The 20,545-nt window shown below is 76.8% G+C and carries 20 protein-coding genes and 1 riboswitch; of the genes, 9 read left to right on the top strand and 11 right to left on the bottom strand.

Annotated features, from left to right (window positions below; translation table 11 throughout):
- From ACWENR_RS21510 to ACWENR_RS21495, 4 genes are all read left to right on the top strand, one after another.
- Positions 1–501 (top strand): GvpL/GvpF family gas vesicle protein (locus tag ACWENR_RS21510; protein ID WP_452278764.1); only part of this gene is annotated, 501 nt, incomplete at its 5' end.
- Entirely contained in the window at positions 495–659 is a 165-nt protein-coding gene (locus ACWENR_RS21505) for a hypothetical protein (RefSeq protein ID WP_452278763.1), read from the top strand. The genes ACWENR_RS21510 and ACWENR_RS21505, both read left to right, overlap by 7 nt.
- On the top strand, positions 653–910 hold the full coding sequence (locus ACWENR_RS21500) for a gas vesicle protein (RefSeq protein ID WP_452278762.1): 258 nt from the start codon (positions 653–655) through the stop codon (positions 908–910). The genes ACWENR_RS21505 and ACWENR_RS21500 overlap by 7 nt, the downstream gene beginning before the upstream one ends.
- The gene (locus tag ACWENR_RS21495; RefSeq protein WP_452278761.1) at positions 907–1,284 is read left to right on the top strand and encodes a gas vesicle protein K; all 378 of its coding nucleotides are present in this window, start codon (positions 907–909) and stop codon (positions 1,282–1,284) included. Before ACWENR_RS21500 ends, ACWENR_RS21495 begins: the two co-directional genes overlap by 4 nt.
- Positions 1,285–1,335: 51 nt before the next feature.
- Here the strand turns inward: ACWENR_RS21495 and coaD are convergent, their stop codons facing one another.
- The 8 genes from coaD to ACWENR_RS21455 all read right to left on the bottom strand — a co-directional run bounded on the left by coaD (position 1,336) and on the right by ACWENR_RS21455 (position 10,689).
- Positions 1,336–1,773 carry a pantetheine-phosphate adenylyltransferase gene (gene coaD / locus ACWENR_RS21490; protein ID WP_452278760.1) on the bottom strand — a complete coding sequence of 146 codons (438 nt, stop codon included), beginning with the start codon at positions 1,771–1,773 and terminating at the stop codon, positions 1,336–1,338.
- A 176-nt stretch (positions 1,774–1,949) separates the two neighbouring features.
- Positions 1,950–4,268, bottom strand: coding sequence for an AAA family ATPase (locus tag ACWENR_RS21485; protein ID WP_452278759.1), 2,319 nt, complete (start codon positions 4,266–4,268; stop codon positions 1,950–1,952).
- A 236-nt stretch (positions 4,269–4,504) separates the two neighbouring features.
- On the bottom strand, positions 4,505–5,188 hold the full coding sequence (locus tag ACWENR_RS21480) for a hypothetical protein (RefSeq protein WP_452278758.1): 684 nt from the start codon (positions 5,186–5,188) through the stop codon (positions 4,505–4,507).
- Positions 5,189–5,232: 44 nt separating this feature from the next.
- Positions 5,233–5,982: a GTP-binding protein gene (locus ACWENR_RS21475; protein ID WP_452278757.1), complete on the bottom strand. Its 750-nt coding sequence runs from the start codon at positions 5,980–5,982 to the stop codon at positions 5,233–5,235.
- Complete coding sequence (locus ACWENR_RS21470; protein WP_452278756.1) at positions 5,960–6,433, bottom strand: DUF742 domain-containing protein; 474 nt, start codon at positions 6,431–6,433, stop codon at positions 5,960–5,962. The genes ACWENR_RS21475 and ACWENR_RS21470 overlap by 23 nt, the downstream gene beginning before the upstream one ends.
- Positions 6,430–6,900, bottom strand: coding sequence for a roadblock/LC7 domain-containing protein (locus ACWENR_RS21465; RefSeq protein ID WP_452278755.1), 471 nt, complete (start codon positions 6,898–6,900; stop codon positions 6,430–6,432). The genes ACWENR_RS21470 and ACWENR_RS21465 overlap by 4 nt, the downstream gene beginning before the upstream one ends.
- Entirely contained in the window at positions 6,897–9,524 is a 2,628-nt protein-coding gene (locus tag ACWENR_RS21460) for a sensor histidine kinase (protein ID WP_452278754.1), read from the bottom strand. Before ACWENR_RS21460 ends, ACWENR_RS21465 begins: the two co-directional genes overlap by 4 nt.
- Positions 9,511–10,689, bottom strand: coding sequence for a hypothetical protein (locus tag ACWENR_RS21455; RefSeq protein WP_452278753.1), 1,179 nt, complete (start codon positions 10,687–10,689; stop codon positions 9,511–9,513). Before ACWENR_RS21455 ends, ACWENR_RS21460 begins: the two co-directional genes overlap by 14 nt.
- Positions 10,690–11,063: 374 nt before the next feature.
- Between ACWENR_RS21455 and ACWENR_RS21450 the strand changes: the two genes are divergently transcribed.
- Positions 11,064–13,928, top strand: a complete 2,865-nt coding sequence (locus ACWENR_RS21450; protein ID WP_452278752.1) for an alpha/beta fold hydrolase — start codon at positions 11,064–11,066, stop codon at positions 13,926–13,928.
- Positions 13,925–14,800: an ABC transporter permease gene (locus ACWENR_RS21445; RefSeq protein ID WP_452278751.1), complete on the top strand. Its 876-nt coding sequence runs from the start codon at positions 13,925–13,927 to the stop codon at positions 14,798–14,800. The genes ACWENR_RS21450 and ACWENR_RS21445 overlap by 4 nt, the downstream gene beginning before the upstream one ends.
- Before the next feature lie 12 nt (positions 14,801–14,812).
- Here ACWENR_RS21445 and ACWENR_RS21440 read toward each other — a convergent pair whose 3' ends face one another.
- Positions 14,813–15,472 carry a DUF4232 domain-containing protein gene (locus ACWENR_RS21440; protein WP_452278750.1) on the bottom strand — a complete coding sequence of 220 codons (660 nt, stop codon included), beginning with the start codon at positions 15,470–15,472 and terminating at the stop codon, positions 14,813–14,815.
- Positions 15,473–16,198: 726 nt separating this feature from the next.
- On the opposite strand from ACWENR_RS21440, the gene ACWENR_RS21435 reads away from it, so the two are divergent.
- Positions 16,199–17,122: a hypothetical protein gene (locus ACWENR_RS21435; RefSeq protein WP_452278749.1), complete on the top strand. Its 924-nt coding sequence runs from the start codon at positions 16,199–16,201 to the stop codon at positions 17,120–17,122.
- 83 nt (positions 17,123–17,205) lie between these two features.
- Here ACWENR_RS21435 and ACWENR_RS21430 read toward each other — a convergent pair whose 3' ends face one another.
- On the bottom strand, positions 17,206–17,574 hold the full coding sequence (locus tag ACWENR_RS21430) for a hypothetical protein (protein ID WP_452278748.1): 369 nt from the start codon (positions 17,572–17,574) through the stop codon (positions 17,206–17,208).
- A 58-nt stretch (positions 17,575–17,632) separates the two neighbouring features.
- Positions 17,633–18,292, bottom strand: a complete 660-nt coding sequence (locus ACWENR_RS21425; RefSeq protein WP_452278747.1) for a hypothetical protein — start codon at positions 18,290–18,292, stop codon at positions 17,633–17,635.
- A 185-nt stretch (positions 18,293–18,477) separates the two neighbouring features.
- Between ACWENR_RS21425 and ACWENR_RS21420 the strand changes: the two genes are divergently transcribed.
- Entirely contained in the window at positions 18,478–18,906 is a 429-nt protein-coding gene (locus ACWENR_RS21420) for a DoxX family protein (protein ID WP_452278746.1), read from the top strand.
- 127 nt (positions 18,907–19,033) lie between these two features.
- Positions 19,034–19,169, top strand: a riboswitch (SAM riboswitch).
- 10 nt (positions 19,170–19,179) lie between these two features.
- The gene (gene thrC / locus ACWENR_RS21415; protein ID WP_452278745.1) at positions 19,180–20,466 is read left to right on the top strand and encodes a threonine synthase; all 1,287 of its coding nucleotides are present in this window, start codon (positions 19,180–19,182) and stop codon (positions 20,464–20,466) included.
- Positions 20,467–20,545 lie beyond the last annotated feature (79 nt).

Below are 20,545 nucleotides of genomic sequence, written 5' to 3'. Positions count from 1 at the left end.
GTGGCGGGGCAGCTCGCCGCGCGCCGGGACGAGCTGACGGCGGTCCTGGACCGGCTCGCCGGCCGCGACGAGTGGGGCGTCAAGGGCTACGTCGTGCCGGGCGCGACGCCCCGGACCGCCGAGCCGGACGGTTCCGCCGGCGGTGCCGGGGCGGCGTACCTGCGGCGGCGGCGGGCCCAGCTCACCGCCCGCGAGGAGGGGCAGCGGATCGCCGCCGACGCCGCCGCTGCCGTGCACGGCGCACTGGCCGCGCGCGCGGTGGCCGCCCGGCGGCACCCGCCGCAGGACCGCCGGCTCTCCGGCGCGCCCACCGCGATGGTGCTCAACGGGGCGTACCTGGTCGAGCAGGGGACGATCGCCGACTTCCGCCGGCTGGTCGACGCGCTCGCCGACGAGCACCCGGAGATCCGGCTGGAGCTGACCGGCCCGTGGCCGCCGTACTCCTTCGCGGAGGAGAACCGGCCGCAGCCGGCGCTGACCGTCCGGGAGCCGGCGTGCTGACCGCCGCCCCGACGGCCGGCGTGCCGCCCGTCGGCCCGGGCATCGGCGTGCTGACCGCCGCCCCGGCCGCCGGCAGGCTGACCGTCGACCCGGGCGCCGGCGCGGCACCCGTCGGCCCGCGCACCGGCGCGGTGGCCGTCCGGGGGCCGGCGTGGTGACCACCTCGCTCGCGCCGAGCAGCGCCGACGACCCGCTGGCCTACCGGCCGGTGGCGCTGGTGGACCTGCTGGACCGGGTCCTGGCCACCGGCGTGGTGATCAGCGGCGACATCACCATCGCCATCGCCGACGTCGACCTGGTCCGGATCTCGCTGCGCGCGCTGGTCGCCTCCGTGGGCGCGCTCGCCCCGCCCGAGCTGCGGGACGCCGCCCCGGAGGGTGTCGCCCGGCCGTCGGGAGCGCCGACGTGACCGCCCCGGGCGGCGGGACCGGCGACCGGCGGGACGAGGCGGCCGAGCTGGCCGCCGCGCTCGGCGACACCCGGTGGCAGCCGCCCCGGGTGACGCCGCTGGACCGGCGGCTGGCGGTCGACCGGGACTCCGTCGAGCGGGGGCTGGCCAGCCTCGTGCTCACCGTGATCGAGCTGCTGCGGCAGCTCATGGAGCGGCAGGCGCTGCGCCGGGTCGACCTCGGCGACCTCACCGAGGAGCAGGTCGAGCGGATCGGCACGACGCTGATGGCGCTGGAGGAGCAGATGACGGGGCTGCGCGAGTACTTCGGCCTGGCGCCCGAGGACCTCAACCTCGACCTGGGACCCCTCGGCCCGCTGCTGCCCACGGACTGAACCCGTCGCCGGGTCCGACGCCCGGCTCCCGGCGCGTCCGTCCTGAGCAGCTCAGACCCGCAGGGCCCGCACCGCCGTGGACGACATCGTCGTCAACTCCGACCGGGCGGGCACGAACAACGTCGGTACGCCCAGCGCCTCGTTCATCGCGGCGAGTTCGTACTCGTGCGAGAAGTCGGTCGAGTTCCTGACCCCGCGGATGATCAGCCCGGAGCCGGTCTGCCGGCAGTAGTCGGCGGTCAAGCCGTGCCAGGCGGCCACCTCGACGTTCGTCCAGCCCGCCGGCAGCAGGCCCCTGATCCGCTCCGCCCGCGCGACGGTCGTCCCGGCCGGCCGCTTGCCGTCGTTGACGGCAACGAGGACCGTGACCTGGTCGAACATGCGACGCGCCCGGTCGACCACGTCCAGGTGGCCCGGCGTGAACGGATCGAACGTCCCCGGATAGACCGCCCGGGCCGACCCGAGACCGGCATCGATCGGGTGACTCACCGGGCCAGACTATGCCAGCGGCGGACCCGGGCACACGCCCACGTCGAGCCTCGTCGGCCGCCGCGTCCCGCCTCGGCCACGGTGCCGGCCGGGGCGGCCCGCGAGCCTCGTCGGGCGCCGCGTCCCGCCACGGCGACGGTGCGGCCGGGGCGGCCCGGGGAGGAACCCTCCGCCGGTCAGCCGGCGCGCTTCTCGGCGTACGCGGCGAGCCAGGCGACCTGCGCCGGGTCCAGGGACGGGCGGACCCGGGTGCGGGCCGCCGCCACGTGCGCGGCGGTGACGGCGGTGGCGGTCAGCGACTCCCGCATGGCCGCCAGCGCCGCCTCCCGGACCAGCGCCGCGCAGTCCGCCGCCGAGAATCCGTCCAGCTCGTCGCCCAGCGCCGCGAGGTCCACCTCCGGCGCCAGCGGCACGTCGCGCGACGCGGCCCGCAGGATCTCCGCCCGCGCCGGCCCGTCCGGCGGCGGCACGTAGACCAGCCGCTCCAGCCGCCCGGGACGCAGCAGCGCCGGGTCCACCAGGTCGGGCCGGTTGGTCGCCCCGACCACCACCACGTTGCGCAGCGTCTCCACCCCGTCCAGCTCGGTCAGCAGGGCGGCGACCACCCGGTCCGTCGTACCGCCGTCGGTGGCCTGCCCGCGGACGGGCGCGAGCGCGTCCACCTCGTCCAGGAAGACGAGCGTGGGCGCGGCCTCGCGGGCCCGGCGGAACAGCTCGCGGACCGCGCGCTCGCTCTCGCCGACCCACTTCGACAGCAGCTCCGCCCCCTTGACGGAGAGCACGTTGGCCCGCCCCGACCCGGCCAGCGCGGTGACCAGATAGGTCTTGCCGCAGCCCGGCGGGCCGTAGAGCAGCACCCCGCGCGGCGGCTGCACGCCGAGCCGGGCGAAGGTGTCCGGGTAGGTCAGCGGCCACAGCACCGACTCGGTCAGCGTCTGCTTGACCTCCGTCAGGCCACCCACGTCGTCAAGGGTCACCGCGGCCAGCTCCAGGGTGGACGCCGCCATCGTGGTCGGGCGGACCACCTCCAGCGCGGCGGCGAAGTCGGCCATCGCCACCGTCGGCGTCTCGGCCGCCTTCTGCCGCAGCGCCGCGCGCACCCCGGCCTCGCGGACCAGCGCGGCCAGGTCGGCGGCGACGAAGCCGGGGGTACGCCCGGCGACCTCGTCGAGCCGCACGTCCTCGGCGAGCGGCACCTGCCGGGTCAGCACTGTCAACTGTTCGCGGCGCAGCGCCGCGTCGGGCAGCGGCACGCTGATCCGCAGCGAGAGCAGGTCCGGCCCGCTCAACGCCGGGTCGACGGCCTCGGGGCGGCCGGTCGTGCAGACCACCGCCACCCCGGCCCGTACGGTCTCGGCGACCACCTGGCGGAACACGGTGGCCACGGGGCCCGGCCCGTCGGCGGGGGCGAGCGCCTCCACGTCGGTGACCAGCAGCACCGCCGGGCCGGCGCCCGCCTGCGCCTCGGTGGCGGCGGCGCGCAGCCGGTCGGCGGCGGCCTGGTTGGTCAGCGCGGCCACCTCGGGCGCCCAGAGCGGGCAGACCCGCGCGCCGACCTGGGCGGCCACCGCGCGCACCAGCGCCGCCTTGCCGGAGCCGGCCGGCCCGGCCACCAGCACGCCCAGCGAGACGGTCGTGCCCAGCCGGCCGAGCACCTCCCGGTGGTGGAAGCCGAGGTCGAGCAGCTCGGTGAGCTGTTCGGCCTGCGCCCGCAGCCCCGGCAGCTCGTCCACCGACGGCGCGGCCTCCGCCTCCGCCCGGCCGGCGTCCTCACGCGCCCCGGACCGACCCGGGCCGGTCGTGCCGGTCGGGCCACCGGCGCGCGGGCCGCCGCCGTCCGGACCGGCCCCGGCTCCCGCCCGACCGTGGCCCGTCCGGCCGGTAGCGCCCGGCCCGGCCGCCGTGCCGCCGGAGCCGTGGGTCGCCGGGCCGTGCTCCCAGCCGACCAGGGTGTCCATGGTGACCAGCGAACTGCCGGGCTCGGCGTCGACCACGGTGAGCAGGGTGCTGGTCCAGGCGTACCCGACGCTGTTGGAGAGGCTGCGCCGGGCGGCCTCCACCAGGCTGCGCACCGAGGCGTCCGGCAGGACGTCCTGCGGCAGCAGCGACACGTCGTCCCCGGTCGTCACCACCTTGCCGAGCAGCGCCAGCCGGAGCATCTCGGGGGAGACCACCGCGGCGATCTGCGCCGGGCCGGCGAGGACCACCCGCCGGGCGGCGGCGACCGGAAGCGGGCCCACCGTCACCTGGCCGCCGTCGCGGACACCGAGGTTGCCCAGCATCAGGTCGTCGGCGTAGAGCAGGGCGGCGCTCGCGGTCGGCTCGGCCGGCACGGCGATGCCGGCGGTCACCCGCCGGCCGGCCAGCCGCACCGGGTCGCCCGGACGCAGCGCCAGCGCGGTGAACGCCTCGGGATGCAGCCGGACGATGCCCCGCCGGGCGTCCAGCGCCGCCGGCCGCAGGCTCGCGGTCAGGGTCAGGTCGGGTTGCGCCACCGCCCGACCCTAGCCGCCGCCGTCACCCCCCGTGCGTCGCCGGCGGCCCGACCGTGCGCGCGGTCGTCCCGGGAGCGTCGCCGGCCGGGTGTGCGTTCGTCCCGGGCGCGCCGGTCGCTCGTCCCGTCCGCCCGGCCCCCGGCCCCGGCCCCCGGCCCCGGCCCCCGGCCCCGGCCCCCGGCCCCGGCCCCCGGCTCCGGCTCCGGCCCCGGTCCCGGTCCGGTTCCGGTCCGCCGTCAGCGGTCGTCGTCGCCGAGCACGGACGGGTCGCGGCGGATCAGCTCGGCCAGCCGCGCCGCCGGGGCGGAGCTCACCCCGTCCCGGCCGGGCGCCCGGGCCGGCGCCGTCCCGGCCGACGTGGGCCACGCCGGCGGCGGCGCGGCGGGGGTCGCCGCGTCGACCGTCACGCCCGTTCCGCTCCAGCCGACCCGCAGCGGGTACGTCTGCCCGTCGTGCTCGACGCGGACGGTGACCGCCACGCCGGGGTGACCCGCCACCACGCGCCGCACCGCCTCGGCGACCTCCGCCACCGGGTCGCCGCGCTCGCCGCCCCGCCGGGCGTCGGCCCAGCCGGGCCCGGCGTTGCGGGCCCCGCCCCGGCCGTCGGCGCGGCCCGGGTCGGTACCGTCCGTGGCCGTGGCGGCCCCCACGCCCGCCGCCCCGCCCTGCCCGGCGTCGGCCGCGCCGCGCTGTCCCACGGGCTCCGCGTTGCCCTGTCCCACGGGCACCGCGCCCGCCGCGTCGCCCTTTCCCACGGGCTCCGCACCGCCCTGCCCGGCGTCGGCCGCGGCGCCCTGTCCCACGGGCTCCGCGCCGCCCTGCCCGACAGCCCTCGCGCCCCGCTGCTCGGCGGCCCGCCGGCGTAGCGCCTCCTCGCGGCGGGCCAGCCGGGCCAGCGTCTCGTCCAGTCCACCTCTCATCACGACCACCCCTCCGTGTGAAACGGGTCGAACCGCCGGCCGGCTCAGGCCTTTCCCTCCCGGGTGGCCCGGTCCAGCGCGCGGTCGAGGACGACCAGCAGGGCGTCCCGCACCGACAGCCGCTCCCGGGCGTCGAACCGCACCACGGGCACGTGGTCGCCGACGGCCAGCGCCCACCGGACCGAGTCGAGGTCGTGGGCCAGCCGCCCGTCGAACGCGTTCACCCCGACCACGAAGGGCAGGCCGGCCCGTTCGAAGAAGTCGATCGCCGGATAGCAGTCGTCCAGGCGGGCGCTGTCGACCACGACGAGGGCGCCGAGCGCGCCCCGGGCCAGGTCGTCCCACATGAAGCCGAACCGGGCCTGCCCCGGAGTGCCGAACAGGTACAGCTTCAGGCTGCGGTCGATGGTGACGCAGCCGAAGTCCATCGCCACCGTGGTGGTGGTCTTCGCGGTGCGCGCGCCCGGGTCGTCGACGCCGATCCCGGCGGTGGTCATCTCCGCCTCGGTGGTCAGCGGGGCGATCTCGGAGATCGCGCCGACCGTGGTGGTCTTGCCGACCCCGAAGCCGCCAGCGACGAGGATCTTGACCGGGACCGGCGGCGCGGCGACCTGCCCGGGGCGGGGTGCGGGGGCCGCCTCCGGAGCGCCGGGCGGCCGGTACGGCGGCGGGGGCGTGGCCCGCCCGACCGCGGGCGATGCGCCCGCCGGCGAGGCGTACCGGGCGGTGGCGCTGTTGGCGGCGACGCCGCCCAGCGGGGCGACCGGCCATTCAGGAGATCGCACGGAGTCCATCCATCACTCGCAGGATGATGTCGGGGTCGAGGACGTCGGCGGCGTCGTGCACGTCCAGGTGGCCGGCGGCGCGGAGGTCGCCGACCAGCACCCGCGTCACGCCGAAGTGCAGCCGGGCCCGGGCGGAGATCTCGGCGACCGAGATCGGCTCGCCGCAGAGCGCGACGATCGCCTGCAACTCGGGCGCCAGCCGGGTGAGCGGGGTCGCCGGGTCGGCCGCCGGCCGCGCGGTCACCTGGGTCTCCAGCCCGATCGCCGGATCGGCGCCGGCCACCCGCCCGGCGGTGAGCACGAACGGGCGGGGTCCCGCCGGCCCGTCCGGCTCGGGTTCCGGCCCGGCCGGCACCGCCGGCAGGCCGGGCCGGGCCGGGTCCGGGGACGACCGCAGGTAGGGCCGGATCCGGACCGTCGGCTCCGGCTCCGGTCCCGCACCGGCGACCTCCGGGGTCATTGCTGTACGGCGTTCTTCAGCTCGGCGATCAGCTTCGGCGTGAGCGCGCCCCCGGCCCGCCCGGCGAAGAGCGTCATCTCGTACGCGACCGTGCCGAGGTTCGCGGACCGGTCGGCTACGACGCCGAGCACCGAGCCGCTGCTGATCGCGCTGATCAGCAGGTACCCCTCGGCCATGTCCACGATCACCCGGTTCAGCCCGCCGAGGGCGTACCAGCTCGCGGCGCCGCCGGCGAGGCTGGTCATGCCGGAGACCACCGCCGCCAGCCGCTCCGCGTTGGACCGGTCCTTGATCGCCGACATGGCCATCAGCAGCCCGTCGGACGAGACCGCGATCGCCTCCAGCACCCCGGCGGTGCTGGAGGTGAACGAGTCCAGCAGCCAGTTGAAGGTGCGCGCCTCCGGGCTGAGGTCCCCCGGCGCCGGGTGCTGGTGGTCGACGTTGTCGTGCAGGAAGGGGCTGGTCACCGTGATGATCCCTCTTCGTAGCGGCGGTCATGGCTGACTTCACGCAGAGCGCGGGCGACGCCCGCCTCGAACGCGGTGAGCAGGTCGCGGACCTCGGCCGGGTCGCCCGGGTCCGGGCTGACCGGCGGGCTGGCCGGGCAGGCGGTCAGGTTCGCCCCGGGCACCCGCCGGGTCAGGCCCGGGCGGACCGCCTCGGCCGGGGGCCGGCTCCGCTCGGCCCGGCGTACGCCGGACTCGACCGCGTCGACCAGGGCGCGGGCCGCGGCCGGATCCGCGGCCGCGTCGCCCGGCCGCGCGGGCGGCGGACCGCCCGGAGGCAGGGTGGCGCCCGGCACCCGCTGCCGGATGCCCGCACCGGAGAGACCCGCCGGCGCGTCGGTCCGGGGCGCTCCGGTGGGGCGGGCCGGCCCGGCGTCCGCCAGCGTCGCGGGAGCCGCCCCGACGACCTCCGGCCCGTCGCCGGCGCCGAACGCGTTCCAGGGCTCGCCGGACTCCATCGTCCGGGTGGCGCGGCTGAGCAGCGCCGCGTCGAACGCGGGCACGGCGCCGTCCGGGGCCGCCCCGGCCGCCGTGCCGCCGGAGGCCGGGCGGCCTTCGAGCGCGGCGACCGGCACGACCGGGACAACCGGCGTAGCCGGGGCCGCCGGGGCCGCCGGGGCGGTCAACTCCGCCGGGGCCGGTGCGGCCGGCGGCGCCGCCGGGGTGGCCGGCGCGGCCGGGGTACGGCGGTCGGTGGCGGGCACGGCGGCGCGGGCCACGGCCGCCCCGGGCCGCTCGACGGGGTGGACGACCAGCGCCGCCTGCGGGACGTCCAGGTGCGCGGTCACCCCGCCGCCGGCGGTCGGGACGAGCCCCACCGTCCAGCCGTGCCGGCGGGCGAGCCGGCCCACCACGAAGAGCCCCAGCACCTCGGTCGGGGCGAGGTCGAGCCGTTCCCGCCGGGTGAGCCGGGCGTTCTCCTCGGCCAGCCGCTCACCGGTCATGCCGATGCCCCGGTCCACCACGCTGAGCCGGGCGCCGGAACCCGTCCGCTCCCCGCCCACCGTGACGCGGGTGTGCGGCGGCGAGAAGACGGTGGCGTTCTCCATCAGCTCGGCCAGCGCCAGGACGAGGTCGCCGACGACGCCGGGCGCCACCGAGACGCCCGACGGGACCCGCACGTCGACCCGGGTGTAGTCCTCGATCTCGCCGAGCGCCAGCCGGACCACGTCGCCGAGCGGCACCGGCGCCACGTGCGGGTCCGCGCCGGCCGAGCCGGAGAGCACGACCAGGCTGCCGGCGTTGCGGCGCAGCCGGCTGGAGATGTGGTCGAGCCGGTAGAGGTCCTCCAGCCGGCCGGCGTCGGTCTCCTGCTGCTCCAGCCGGTCGATCAGCGCGATCTGCCGGCCGACGAGGTTCTGCGTACGGCGGCCGACGTGGCCGAACATCTGCGCCACGTTGCGCCGGCCGGCCGTCTGCCGCTCGACCAGCCGGGCCGCGGTGCTCTGCACCCGGTCGAAGGCCCGGGCCAGGTCCCCGATCTCGTCGTTCGCCCGCACGTCGACCGGGTCGAGGCGGACCGGCGCGGGGCTCTCGGCGTCGTCGTCGACGACCCGGGTCAGCTCCGCCTCGGCGACCCGGGCGACCCGGTCGGCCGAGCGGGTGAGCCGGGTCAGCGGCCGGGCCACCGTGCGGGCGACGGCCGCGCCGAGCAGCACCACCCCGGCCAGGACCAGCAGGGCGGTCCCGCCGACGAGGTTCGCGGTGGTCAGCGCGCGCCGACGCTGGGTGGTCACCTCGGCGAGGACGTCCGCGACGATCTTCTTCTCGATGAACTGCCCGAGCGTGATCATCGACCGGACCGACGGGAACAACGCGTCCAGCGGCACGTTCCGGATCGCGCCGGCCGGGTCGAGCACGCTTGTGGTGAGGAAGTCGGCGCTGGTCCGGGCGGCCACCGCCGCGTCGGTGAGCGCCGCCAGTTCGAGCTGCTCGGCCGTGCCGAGGCTGCGGAACCGCTGGGTGTCCACCCGGAGCGCCGCCATGCAGGCGACGAACGAGGCGGTCGCCCGGGGGGCGCCGGTCGCCTTGACCAGCACGATCAGGGTGGCGCAGGCGCTGAGCCCCTCGTCGGCGCGGAGCAGCCCGTCCAGGGCCAGCACCTGCCGCCCGGCCGCCGTCTCGGTGTCCACGTCGAACGGCAGCCGCAGCGACTCGATCAGCGCGCGGTCGACCGGCCCGTACGCGTCCATGATCTGGTCGGGGGTGGCCGTCCCGGCGAGCACGGCGGCCCGCAGGTCGGTCAGCCCGCGTACGCCGTCCAGGGCGTCGGCGACCCGCGGCGGCAGCGGGTCGGCCCGCAGGTCGGCGACCCGGTCGTCCACGGTGGCGGTGCGCTGCACCAGTTCGGTGCGGGCGACCCGGCCGAGCAGCAGCCCCACGGAGAGGACGCGCTCCTGTTGCAGATCCTGCACCAGCGTGCCGATCCGGCTGGCGACGCGGACCCGGTCGGCGATCTCGCCGGCCCGCTGCGCGGTGGCCACCCGGTCGAGCACCACCGGGACGGCGAGCACCACCGTGCTGAGCAGGGGGATGACGACGAGCAGCGCGAGCTTGCCCCGGATCCGCAGCCTACCGAGCAGCATCGTGGGGCCCCCAGTGCGCGCCGGGCTCCCGGACCGGCCCGACCGGCTGGAGCCGGCGCGGTTCCCCGTGGGCCGGCGGCTGCCACGGGGCGTCCTCCGGCGGGGTGTCGGAGCCCTCCCGCTCGCGCCGGCTCGCCGCCGCCCGCCGCCGGGCCCGCCGGGCGGCGGCGAGCCACACCGCGCCGAGCGCCCCCCACCGCAGGACGGCCAGCGCGCCGGCCCCGACCGCGAGCCAGCGGTCCCGGTCCAGGCCGCCGGCCCGCTCGGCGAGCAGGGCGTCGAGTTCGCCCAGGATGACGGGCTGGAGCTGCCGGGCGGCGGCCTGCGCGTCGAGCCGGGCGCCGGCGACCTGGGCCGGGTCGACCACGCCGCTGCGGCCGGCCGGCGCGGAGTAGGCCGCGAGCGCCTCGACGGCCCGCTGGTAGGTGTCGAGCGGGGTCAGCACGCTCGGGCCCAGGTCGGCGCTCTCCGAGCTGTCCACCGCTCCGCGCAGGTCGGTGACCAGGTCGCCGGCCGGGGTGAGGGCGGCCACCCGCAGGGCCGCCAGCTCGGCGGCGGTGCGGTCCCGCTCGGCGGCGGGGCGGCGGGCGGCGAGCACGGTCAGGTCGGCCAGCCGCCCGGTCGCCACCACCGCCTCGGGCAGGTCCCGCCCGGCGCCGTCCTGCAGGAAGAAGGAGTCCGACCGGGGGTCGCGGACCAGCCCGGAGGTCTCCCGGACCTTGCGGTGCAGCGCCAGCAGCAGGTCGGTGACCTCGCCGTACGCGTCGAAGGCCGCCTCCGGGTCGGCCGGGACCCGGTGGCCCAGCGCCTCGATCTTGGCGCGCAGCCCGGCCCAGCGCTCCCGGCTGCGCAGCTCGTCGCCGATCCGCGCGTCGACCGAGGCGGCGGCCTCGACCGCGCGGTTCAGTGGCGCGCCGGTGACGGGCCGGGCGGCGACGGCGGCGGACTGGGCGTCCACCAGCGCGTCGGTGACCGGGGCGAGGGCCCGCAGGTACTCCACGCCGAGCCGTTCCCGGGCGGCCAGGTCCCGGTCGTCGGCCGTGAGCCGCCAGGACTGGGCGAACAGCACGGCCAGCGGCGCGAGCAGGGCGCCGATGAGGAGCAGCGGCAGTACGCGGCCCGCCGCGGACGGCCGCCGTACGGCCTGCGACGCGGGGACTGTCATGGTCTGTCTCCTCCGGCGGGAGCGGGGGACGGCGGGGTGCCGGCATCGAGGGGTGAAGTCCCGTGCACCGGACCGGAAAACTAACCGACCCGCGCCTGGCCGCACTTGTCGTGGAACAGTCAGCTTTGCGTCATGAAGCGCGATGTGACGGTCCGTCCGGCCGCCGGCCACGCTGCGTGCCACGGCGGGGAGCGACATGGATGGATCGGAGTGGATATCCGCGGAACATCGGAATTCACGTGATCCGAATTCATCTCGCTGGGACGGTCGGGACCCGCGGCGGTCGCACGGGTCCGGCCGCCGATCGGATCAACCGGACGGACGTACGGAGGATCTCAGCCAACGCTCAGGGTCCGGCCCGTACCGTGTGCCGCATGAGATCGCCGTCGTCGGCCGCGTGGATCCGGCGTGCCCTGCCCACCCGCCGACGCGTGGTCGCCGCGACGACGGTCGTCGTGCTGCTCGCCGCCGCCGTCACCTGGGCGGTCCTGCCGCGGGAGCCGGCCGTGCGCACCGAGGCGGCGTTCGTGAACGTCGCCTCCGGGCCGGCGGGGGACGAGCACGTCGACCTGGACACCACGCTCTACCTGCCCGAGGACGCCTCGGCGGGAAGCAGGGTGCCGGCCGTGCTGCTGGCGCACGGTTTCGGCGGCACCAAGGAGTCCGTACGCGCCGACGCCGAGGAGTTCGCCGGGCGCGGGTACGCGGTGCTCACCTGGACCGCGCGGGGCTTCGGCCGCAGCGGCGGGCAGATCCACCTGGACCACCCCGACTACGAGGTACGCGACGCGCAGCGGCTGCTGGACTGGCTGGCCGACCGTCCCGAGATCCGCACCGACGGCGACGGGGACCCGAGGGTCGGCGTCGTCGGCGGCTCGTACGGCGGCGCCCTGGCGCTGCTGCTCGCCGCGCAGGACCGGCGCGTCGACGCGATCGTCCCGATGATCACCTGGAACGACCTGTCCCGTTCCTTCCTGCCGGAGAGCACCGGGAAGGAGCCGACCGAGGGCGTCTTCAAGTCCGGCTGGGCCGGGCTGTTCTTCGGCGGCGGCGGGAACGCCGGCTCCGGGCCGGCGGGGCTCTCCGGGACGAGCGCCGCGCAGCCCGAGGGGGCGCCCGCCTCCGCCGGCCCGCCCAGCCCCGGGCCCGGCGCCGGCCCGGGCACCGGCCCCGGATCCGCCCCGGCCCGGGCCGCCGACCCGGCCTGCGGCCGGTTCGCCGCCGACATCTGCGCCGCGTACCTGCGGATCGCCACCACCGGCCGGGCCGACCAGGCCGCAGTGGACCTGTTGCGCCGCTCCAGCCCGGCCGGGGTGCTCGACCGGATCAAGGCACCCACCCTGCTGGTGCAGGGCGCGGCGGACACCCTCTTCCCGCTCGCCGAGGCGGACGCCAACGCGCGCGGCATCGCCGCCGCCGGCACGCCCGTGCGGGTCGCCTGGTTCACCGGCGGGCACGACGGCGGCGCGGGCCCGAAGACCGACTCCGACCGGGTGAAGTTCCTGACCGTGCAGTGGCTCGACCACTACGTCAGGGGTGAGGGCGCGGCCCCGGGCGACGACTTCACCTTCTCGCGGATCGCCGGCTTCGACGCCCTCGACCGGGGCCTGGTGGCGACCGGCTACCGCACCGCCGACTACCCCGGCGTCGCCGGCACGTCCCGCCGGGACGTACCGGTCGCCGGGCCGGCCCAGCCGGTCGCCAACCCGCCGGCGCGCAACCCCGCCGCCATCTCCTCGGTGCCCTTCGCCGGCGAGCTGTCGTCGCTGCTCGGCGGCGTGGCGGGGGACATCCCCGGCCAGCACGCCCGGTTCGAGTCGGCGCCGCTGGCCGAGGCGGTGGACGTCGTCGGCGCGCCGACCGTCGACATCCGGGCGGCGTCGCCGACCGGCGAGGCGGTGCTCTTCGTCAAGCTCTACGACGTCGACCCGCAGGGCGCGGCCACCCTGCCCAACGGCCTGGTCGCCCCGGTGCGGCTGACCGGCCTGCCGCGCACCGTCGAGGCGGCGCAGCCGGTCACCGTCACCCTGCCGGCGATCGTCCGGCGGATCGAGGCGGGGCACCGGCTGCGCGTGGTGGTGGCGACCTCCGACCAGGCGTACGCCACGCCCGTCGAGCCCACCGTGCACACCGTCGCGGCCGGCGGCGCGGTCGGCCTGCCGACGGTGGCCGGGGACCCGATCCCCACCACCGCGACGGTGTGGCGCTGGGTGCTGGCCGGGCTGGTCGCCGCGATCGCCGTCGGGCTCGTCGTGGTCGTCGCCGTGACCCGCCGCCGGCACCGCCGCCAGGACAGCTCCGTCCACCCGGCGTACGCGGGCGTCCCGCTGGCCGTGCGGCAGCTCCGCAAGGAGTACGCGGACGGCTTCGTCGCCGTCTCCAACGTGGACTTCGAGGTGCACCCCGGGCAGGTCGTCGGCCTGCTCGGCCCGAACGGCGCGGGCAAGACCACCACGCTGCGGGTGCTGATGGGGCTGACCCAGCCCACGGCCGGCGAGATCTACGTCTTCGGGCACCGACTGGTGCCCGGGTCGCCGGTGCTGTCCCGGATCGGCGCGCTGGTCGAGGGGCCGGGCTTCCTGCCGCACCTGTCGGGCCTGGCGAACCTGAAGGCGTACTGGCGGGCCACCGGGCGGCCGGCCGAGGACGCGCACTTCGACGAGGCGCTGGAGATCGCCGGCCTGGGCGCCTCCGTGCACCGGAAGACCAACAACTACAGCCACGGCATGCGGCAGCGTCTCGCCATCGCGCAGGCCATGCTGGGCCTGCCCGAGCTGCTGGTGCTCGACGAGCCGACCGACGGGCTCGACCCGCCGCAGATCGCCGAGATGCGCCGGGTGCTCCAGCGCTACGCCACCGACGGCCGGGCGGTGCTGGTCTCCAGCCACCTGCTGGCCGAGGTCGAGCAGACCTGCACGCACGCGGTGGTGGTGAACAAGGGCCGGATCGTCGCCTCCGGCCCCGTCGAGGAGATCGTCGGCGAGTCGCCCAGCGTCCTGTTCGAGGTGACCGACCCGGCGGCCGCCCGGGCGGTGCTGGACGGCCTGCACGGGGTGCGCGTGCTCCCCGACGGCGAGGGGCAGCTCGTGGTGGACACCAACGGCACCGCCCGCAGCGAGGTGGTCGCCGAGCTGGTCCGGGCCGGGATCGGGGTGGACCGGGTGGTGCCCCGGCGCCGCCTGGAGGACGCGTTCCTCGCCCTGGTGGGCGAGAACTCTCGGGGAAGCGGGGACCGATGATGGCGGGCACGTCACAGGCGGCGGGCTCGGCGGCCAGCTACCGGCCGGCGGCGACCCTGCCGTTCGGCGCCGAGTTCCGGCGACAGGCCTCCCGGCGGCGTACGCAGCTCGCCCTCGGGTTCATGGTCCTGCTGCCGTTGATCATCCTGATCGCGTTCCAGTTCGACACGGGCGACGACGACGACAACGGGCGCGGGGAGTTCGGCAGCCTGGTCGAGTTCGCCACGTCGGGCGGGCTCAACTTCACCCTCTTCACCATCTTCGTCTCCGCCTCGTTCCTGCTGGTCGTGGTGGTGGCGCTGTTCTGCGGCGACACGGTGGCCAGCGAGGCGAGCTGGGGCAGCCTGCGCTACCTGCTGGCGATCCCGGTGCCCCGGGCCCGGCTGCTGACGGTGAAGCTGCTCGTCGCGCTCGTCTACTCGGGGCTCGCGCTGCTGCTGCTCGCCGGCACCGCCCTGCTGATCGGCACGCTGCGCTACGGCTGGGAGCCGCTGCGCAGCACGGTCGCCGCCCAGCTCGAACCGGGCGAGGGGCTGCTGCGGCTGCTGGGCGTGCTCGGCTACCTGGCCGTCGTACTCCTGGTGGTGGCTGGCCTGGCGTTCCTGCTGTCGGTGGTGACGGACGCCGCGCTCGGCGCGGTCGGCGGCGCGGTGCTGCTCTGGATCCTCTCCAGCATCCTCGACCAGATCACCGCCCTCGGCGCGCTGCGGGCGTTCCTGCCGACGCACTACAGCACCGCGTGGCTGGGCCTGCTGTCGACGCCGGTGCAGACCGACGACGTGGTACGCGGCGCGATCTCCGCGATCAGCTACGCGACGCTGTTCTGGGGGCTGGCGTTCTGGCGGTTCACCCGCAAGGACGTCACCAGCTGACGGCCGGGCGGCTCAAGGCAGCGGCGCCGGGCTGCTCGACCCCGGGCCGCCCGGCGCCGGGCTGTCCGGCCGCGGCCCGGTCGACGTCGCCGGCGGGTCGGTCACCTTCTTCCAGGCGCTGACCCCGATCCGGCCCGTGTTGCCGAGGTCGATGGGTCCGTCCAGGCCGACGACCTGCGCGGGCCGGCCGGCGGCGGGGGCGACCTCCAGGCGCTCGCCGTTGGTGGCGACGACCGTCGGATCGGTGACCAGGTTGCGCCAGAGCACGGCGGCGCCGGCCCGTTCGCCGGGCCGCAGGGTCAGTGGCCGGGGCGGCGCGTCGAAGCCCGACGTGATCCCCTCGGCCCCCTCGACCACCCGGACCGGCACCGGGTTGCCGTCGCCGTCGTGCAGACGCAGCACCGGGTAGCCGTTCAGCGGGTAGGGCTCCGTGCCGCAGTTGACCAGCTCTAACCCGAGGGCGCGCAGGCCCATCGCGGCGTCGGAGCCCGGCGAGCTGATCCGGACGCCGGACTCCGGGCACCCGGCGGGGGTGCCGGCGGAGTCCGGTGTGGGCGCGCCCGCCCTCGGGACGCTGCCCGGTGCCGGATCGACCGACGGCGGTTCGGTCGCGGAGCAGGCGCCGAGCAGGACGAGGCCGGCCATCGCGACGCCGGCCGTCCGTGCCGACACTCCACGACGCGGGCACGGTGCGGGTCGGTACGCGGAAGTCGCCATCGCCCGATCATCGCACCGGCCGGTGCCCCGCCGGCTCCCCGGCCGCCCGTCCAGCGGAGGCCGAGGGCCGCTGTCGAGCTGCCTTACGCGCGGGCCGGCCGCTCCGCACGCCGGGACCCGGGCGGCGTGGATCGGCGCCTGTCGAGCTGCCCCACGCGTGGGCCGGCCGCTCCGCACGCCCGGCCCGCAAGGCGCGAAACGCGTCCGTGAGGGTGTGGTGCCCGTGAGTGAGAATCGGGTATGTCCACTCCGCCCGCCGCGCCGCAGCCCGAGCCGCCCGCCGAGCCGTCGCCCGCGCCACCGGCTCAGCCGCACCCGTCCCCGCCCGCGCAGCCGCCCACCCCGCAGCCGTCCGCGTCGCAGGCCGCGTCGCCGTCCGTGCCACCGTCCGCGTCGCAGGCCGCGTCGCCGTCCGCGTCGCCGGACCTTGCGGCGCAGGCCGCGTCGCCATCCGCGTCGCAGGCTGCGTCGCCGTCCGTTTCGCCGGACCTTGCGTCGCAGGCCGCGTCGCCGTCCGCGTCGCCGGACCTTGCGTCGCCGTCCGCGTCGCCGGACCTTGCGTCGCCGTCCGCGTCGCCGTCCGCGTCGTCATCGGGGCGCCGGACCGGGTCGAGCGCCCTGGCCGTGCTGGCCGACGAACGCCTGCCCGGGTTCCGGCGGCTTCGACCGAGGCAGCGGGCGGTGTACCTGACCGCCGCCGCCGTCGTCGTCGTGCTCGGCGTGCTGTCCGCCTACCAGGCCAACGCCCTGCTGGACCGGTCGACGGCCACCGACCGGGCCCGCTCGGACCGGCAGGCCCAGCAGGCGGTAGACCGCGAGCAGCCCGCGTTCGTGGCCACCGTCACCCCCCTCGACTACGACCGGAACCTGCCCGAGGCCTTCACCGTGCTGCTCGACCGGCCGCTGACCGAGGACGAGCAGGCCGCCCTCACCGCCCTGACCGGCGCCAGGTCACAGGTGTGGGAGTTCCTGAAGCCGCTCGGCGGCCGGTTGGTCGAGCGCGCGTCCTACGTGGCCCCGCGGGAGGACGGCAACGAGAACCGCGGGCATGCCCAGACGTTCGACCTCAACCTGAACAGCGACCGCGCCGCTGGGCTCACGATCAACGACATGACCGCGGTGAAGGACTCGTGCCACGAGCCCACGGCGCAGACGGTCGTCACCATTCCTCCGGCCGGCGCGGAGTCCCGGCAGGGCCTGCTGTGGGACCTGACCGGCGGGCCGACGGACAAGCCGCACGGCCCGTACGCGCTGGCCGATGGCGAGCCGGGGGAGGGCGAGCTGTACTTCCGCCGCAACGTCGTCGAGCTGGGCAACGGTCAGTCGAACATGGCGTTCCGGGTCCAGCCCGAGGTGTCCACCCACACGTGCGAGTGGCACATCGTCGCGTCCTACGCCGACACGACCGGCTCGCACGAGCAACGCATCCCGAGCGGCACCGGCACGTTCACCACCGAGGCCGTCCCGGCGCAGCCCGTCCAGTACTTCGAACGGCCCCCGGGCCCCGAGTGGGGCTGCCTCGGCGAGGTGGACCAGCGGAACTGCCCGGCCACCGGATCCGTACGGCTGCCGAGGCCACCGGCCCACCGGCCGGTCCCGGGCTGAGTCGCGCGTCCTCGTCGCGGCCGGAGCCGGCGACTGTCGGCGGGCTCGGCGCCGGCGGAACGGCGGTGCGTCGGGTGCCCGGGTCAGCGCCGGCCGGCGGTGGCGCGCCGGACCGCCTCGGCGGCGGCCAGCCGCCCGGCCGCCCGGTTGATCGCCGCCGACGAGTCCACGTCGTGGACCAGGATGCGGCGCAGCACGACCCGGACCGGGGGCGGCTGGCCGCCGCAGAGCCGGGCCAGCTCGGCCCGTATCCCGTCGGCGAAGCCCTCGACGCACTCCTGGCGCAGGTCGGCCGGGCCGGGCGGTCGCCCGTCGAACCGGGTGGCGAAGGCGTACGTCGGATGCGGCTCGACGTCGGCGAGCGCGATCGCGATCCCGCCGCAGGCCGTCTGGGTGCCGTGCCGCACGTGCACCGCCCGGATCGGTGTCGTCCAGTCCGGCAGGTCGCTCATCGCCCGATCATCGCACCGGCCGCCCGGTCGGAGACCTGCCCGGGGACGGCGCCCACGTTCAGGAGCGGTACGGCGCGTCGGTGTGCCGCAGCTCGGTCAGCGAGGTGCCCCGAAGCTGGTAGGAGGCGGTGCGCCGGAGGTTCAGCTCGGCCATCGCGCTGCCCGGCGTCCGGGTCAGGTAGACCACCGTCGCCCTGCCGTCGCGCACGCTGACGCTCGTCACCGGGGTGCGGTCGCCGAGGCCGGTCTGCGCCTGGTAGGCCGGGTCGCCGCCGACGTTCCGCCAGACCGCGAGGGTGAAGAAGCTGCCGCTGCCGCCGCCGTTGAGCACGAGCACGCCGACCGCGTCGTCCGCGCCGTCGCCGTCGAGATCCCCGATGGCGCAGGGCTTCTGCAGCTCGACGGTCGTGCCGTCCCCGCCCGCCCAGCGGCCGCCGGCGAGCGGGATCGGGTCCGCGTACCCGTTGTAGCGGACCTGCCGGCTGCCGACCTGGGCGCTGCGCAGCTCCGCGCAGGTGAGCTTGTCGGCCGGCCGGGCCGTGCGGCGCGGGGTCGGGGTTGCCCGGGTGGCGTCGACGTCGATGTCCTTCTTCGCCGAGGTGGCGGGCCGGTCGGAGGACCGGTTGCGCTTCTTCCGGCTGCCCGAGGAGCAGGCGGAGGTGACGACCAGCAGGCAGGCCATGGAGAGTGCCACCACCGGGACGAGCTTGCGGCGCATCGTGCGATCCCTTTCCGTCGCTGTGCCAGCACCGTAACGGGTGGACGCCAGCCGCCGGGGCGCAGTGTCGGGAGTGGAGTCCCGACGCCGTGGGAGCGTTCCCACGAAGAGGGATTCGATCGACAGAATCGAATATAGCCCGGCATCCTGGGTGCCCACCCGTCGTCTTGATCGGAGGTGCCCGAATGCTCGCTGACCGCATCGGCGGCCCGGCCCTGTCCCTGTTCCGCGCCGTCGTCGGCCTGCTCTTCCTCTGCCACGGCCTGGCCTCGCTCTTCGGGATCCTCGGCGGAAACCGGGGCACGGGCGAGGCGGTACCGCTGGGCGAGTGGCCGGGCTGGTGGGCCGCGCTGATCCAGGCGATCTGCGGCGCCCTCGTGCTCGTCGGCCTCCTGACCCGCCCGGCGGCCGTCCTGGCGTCCGGCTCGATGGCCTACGCGTACTTCGTGGTGCACCAGCCCGACGCGCTGCTACCGCTGCGCAACGGCGGCGAGCTGGCCGTCCTGTTCTGCTGGTCGTTCCTGCTGATCGCGGTGTTCGGGCCCGGCGCCTGGGCGGTCGACACCGCGCTGCGCGCCCGCCGCGCCGCCGACCCGCGCTCGGTGCCGGTCTAGCCGCGGACGGGGGCCGGGGAGGCCCCGTCGGCGTCCCCCGGGCGGGGGACGCGGGTCGGGTTCAAAGCGTGGGAACCGGGCTCGGCGGGCCCCGCGATTGCCCTTAGACTGGGCGGCACAACTGCATACCTCATCCAGAGGGGCTGAGGGATACGGCCCGACGACGCCCCGGCAACCACCCCGCGCGCTCACCGCAGAGCGACCGGCGGGGCAGGTGCCAATTCCGTCCCCGCCGCAGATCGCGATGCGGGGAAAGATGAGAGGAATCTCGACATGACGTCGACGCTTGCCCCCTCCGGCATCGACACCGCCGCCAGCCCCGCCCGCGCCCTCGTCTGCCGCGCCTGTTCCGCCCGCTACCCGCTGGTCGCCCAGCACGCCTGTCACGAGTGTTTCGGGCCGCTGGAGGTCGACTACGACGCCGCCGCGCTGGCGCAGGTCACCCGGGAGCAGATCGAGGCCGGCCCGCAGAACATCTGGCGCTACGCGGCGCTGCTGCCCGCCGGCCAGGACCCGGCCACCCGGGTCACCCTCGACCCGGGCCTCACCCCGCTGGTCGCCGCCCCGTACCTCGCCGCCGAGCTCGGCATCACCGCTCCGCTCTGGGTCAAGGACGACAGCGCCAACCCCACCCACTCGTTCAAGGACCGGGTCGTCTCGGTGGCGCTGACCGCCGCCCGGGCGCTCGGCTTCAGCCGCTACGCCTGCGCCTCCACCGGGAACCTGGCCAACTCGGTCGCCGCCCACGCCGCCCGGGCCGGGGCGCCGTCGGTGGTCTTCATCCCCAGCGACCTGGAGCAGGGCAAGGTCGTCACCACCGCCGTCTACGGGGGTGAGCTGGTCGCCATCGACGGCTCGTACGACGACGTGAACCGGCTCTGCGGCGAGCTGGTGGAGACGGACGAGTTCGAGGACACGGCGTTCGTCAACGTCAACGTGCGCCCCTACTACGCCGAGGGCTCCAAGACGCTCGGCTACGAGGTGGCCGAGCAGCTCGGCTGGCGGATCCCCGCCCAGGTGGTGATCCCGATGGCCTCCGGCGAGCTGCTCACAAAGATCGACAAGGCGTTCGCCGAGCTGGTCGAGATCGGCCTGGTGGAGGCGCCGGCGGGCGGCTGGAAGGTCTTCGGCGCCCAGTCGGCCGGCTGCAACCCGATCGCCGCCGCCCTGCACGCCGACACCGACACGATCACGCCGGTCAAGCCGACGGGCATCGCCAAGTCGCTGAACATCGGCGACCCGGCCGCCGGCGTCTACGCCCTGGAGGCGGTGCGCCGCACCGGGGGCTGGATGGAGTACGTCGACGACGACGAGATCCGCGCCGGCATCAGGCTGCTGGCCCGCACCACCGGCGTGTTCGCCGAGACGGCCGGCGGGGTGACCGTGGCGGTGCTGCGCAAGCTCGTCGGGTCCGGCCGGCTCGACCCGGCCGCCGAGACCGTCGTCTTCAACACCGGCGAGGGCCTCAAGACCCTGGACGCGGTCGCCGGCCAGGTGGGCCCGACCCACCGGATCAAGCCCTCGCTCCGCGCCGCCCGCGACGCCAACCTCCTCAACTGACCCCCACCCCCACCCCCCCCCCCCCCCCCCCCCCCCACCCCCCCCCCCCCCCCCCCCCCCCCCCCGTGGCGCGGCCTCG

The sequence above is a fragment of the Micromonospora sp. NPDC004336 genome, assembly GCF_053602615.1.
This window is presented reverse-complemented; position numbering and strand designations above follow the sequence as displayed.